The 2,529-nt window shown below is 67.4% G+C and carries 1 protein-coding gene and 2 pseudogenes; 2 read left to right on the forward strand and 1 reads right to left on the reverse strand.

Features of this window, described 5'->3' with window-relative positions; translation table 11 throughout:
• On the forward strand, positions 1 to 426 hold a 426-nt coding region (locus tag MOV75_RS34260; RefSeq protein ID WP_247007549.1), incomplete at its 5' end, for a GTP-binding protein.
• Positions 426 to 2,417: pseudogene (locus tag MOV75_RS34265) on the forward strand (cobaltochelatase subunit CobN); the annotation flags it as partial. The gene MOV75_RS34260 and the pseudogene MOV75_RS34265, both read left to right, overlap by 1 nt.
• Positions 2,418 to 2,422: 5 nt before the next feature.
• Here MOV75_RS34265 and MOV75_RS42780 read toward each other — a convergent pair.
• A pseudogene (locus MOV75_RS42780) lies at positions 2,423 to 2,529 on the reverse strand (porin family protein); the annotation flags it as partial.

Genomic DNA, 2,529 nt, shown 5'->3' on the forward strand with positions numbered 1-2,529 from the left:
GTGCCGATGCTCCCTGTCACCGACGGCGCGATCGATGCGCGCCTCATCCTCGGCCTCGGCGCCGCCGCCGAGAACGATCTCGCTGCACGCCCCTCGCACCATGACGGCGAGGAGGAGCACGAGCACGACGATTTCGCCTCCGTCGTGATCGATCTGCCTGAAGTGGCTGACATCGACGCGTTGGTCGCATCGGTGCAGAAGCTGGCGCGCGAGCAGAACGTGCTGCGGGCGAAAGGTTACATCGCCGTCGCGGGCAAGCCGATGCGCCTTCTGCTGCAGGCGGTCGGCGAGCGCGTGCGCCACCAGTTCGACAAGCCCTGGGGCGCAGGTCACAGGCACTCAAAGCTCGTCGTGATCGGCGAGCACGGCGATATCGATGAGGCCGCCATCAAGGCAGGACTTGGTATCTCAAGGCTCGGCATCTGATGCACGTCGTCTTCCGCGAGAGCCGCGGTCTGGAGGAGACCGCGACGCCAAGGGACATCGGCCAGGACCCGGCCGATCTCGTGGTGCTCTCGTATTCGGATTCCGATCTCGCCGCGTTCGCGGCCGGCTGGCGGCGCGGCCAGGGCAGCCTGCCGACGCTGCGGCTTGCCAATCTCGCGGAGCTCCGTCACCCCCTGTCGGTCGACACCTATATCGAGCGCACGCTGTCGCAGGCGCGTGGCATCCTGGTGCGCCTGATCGGCGGGGAGTCCTATTGGGCGTATGGGCTGGCTGCCTTGCAACAACTCGCCAAGGACCGCAACATCGTGCTGGCGGTGCTGCCGGCCGATGGCCGTGACGACACGCGGCTCGATGCGTATTCGACTCTGCCGGTCTCGACGCTGCGCCGGCTCAAGGTGCTCTGCGACACCGGCGGGCCGGTCGCCGCCCAAGCCGCGATTGCGCAGCTCGCATTGGCCTCGGGTCTCTATGCCGGTCCTGTTATCGGCGAGATGAGCGTGCCCGAGATGGGCTTCTACGATCCCGCGCGCGGCGTCATCGCCGCGCCGGTGGGTGGCGAGGGGAAGCCCCGCGCGCTGGTGACGTTCTATCGCTCCTATCTCACCGCCGCGGACACGGGCCCGGTCGATGCCCTGATCGCGGCGCTGCGCGAGAAGGGCTTTGACGCCTGTGGCGTGTTCGTCACCTCGCTGAAGGCCGCGGGCGTCGCCGACTGGCTGCGCGCCTATCTCGCGCAAAATCCTCCGGCCGCGATCGTCAACGCGACGGCGTTCTCGGCCCTCAGCGACGACGGCACGACGGCGTTCGATGCTGCATCGTGTCCGGTGTTCCAGGTCGCACTCTCCACGGCGCGGCGCGAGGACTGGGCGGAGTCGCTGCGTGGCCTCTCGCCCGGCGATCTCGCGATGCATGTGGTGCTGCCCGAGGTCGACGGTCGGCTGTTCACGGGCGTGGTGAGCTTCAAGTCGGCGGCGCAACGCGATCCCGATCTGCAATTTTCGCATCTGGCACATCGGCCGGATGGGGAACGTGTGACGGCGGTCGCCGGACGCGTCGCGGCCTGGCGCCGCCTCGTGGAGAAGCCCGCCGGTGAGAAGCGGCTGGCACTCGTGCTCTCGAACTATCCGGGACGCCCGCACCAGATCGCGCACGCCGTCGGTCTCGATGCGCTGGCGTCTGTCGAGGCGTTGTTGTCTGATCTCGCGGAGGTTGGTTTCGATGTTGCGCCGGTCCGTGCGCTCGGCGAAACACTGCTCAAGCGGCAACTGACCTGGCGCGTTGCCGACTATCGCGCGGCGCTTTCGCGCCTGCCGCAAGTCTTGCAGGACGATCTCGCGCAAGCCTGGGGAGCGCCGGAGGATGATCCGAGCTGTCGCGACGGCGCGTTCCACTTCGCTGCGATCCAATGCGGTCAGTCTGTTATCGCGGTCCAGCCCGAGCGCGGCGATGCGACGACGCGCGATGCCGATTATCATGATCTCGCCCGCACGCCGCGCCACGCCTATGTCGCGTTCTATCTCTGGCTCCGGGCACAGGGCAGCGATGCCGTCTTGCACATGGGTGCACACGGCACGCTGGAATGGCTGCCCGGAAAATCCGTAGCGCTGTCGCAATCGTGCTGGCCGGAAGCCCTGATCGGCGATCTCCCAATCATCTATCCCTTCATCGTCAACGATCCCGGCGAGGCAGCGCAGGCCAAGCGGCGTATCGGCGCCGTGACGATCGGCCATCTGCCGCCGCCGCTGGAAAAGTCTGCGGTGCCGGAAGGGCTGCGCCGGCTCGAACGTCTGCTCGACGAATACTCGACCGCCGACGGTCTCGATCCTGCCCGCCGTCAGCGGCTGATCGCTGCGATCCGTGACGAGGCGCGCGCCGCGGGCCTCGAAGACGATCTCGGTCTGGATGCTTCGGCCGCTCCGGCCGAAGCGATTCCGCGGATCGACCGCTTCGTCTGCGATCTCAAGGAAAGCCATAAGCTGAAATTGCCCTTCACCTCGGCGATGGCGGCACCGCCGGTGGCGTAGATCAGCCAGCTCGGTGTCGCGAGGAAGCCGATGCGGCCGCGAATGGTGGCGAGCCAAT

This window comes from Bradyrhizobium sp. PRIMUS42 (genome assembly GCF_023006515.1).
Classification (GTDB): domain Bacteria; phylum Pseudomonadota; class Alphaproteobacteria; order Rhizobiales; family Xanthobacteraceae; genus Bradyrhizobium.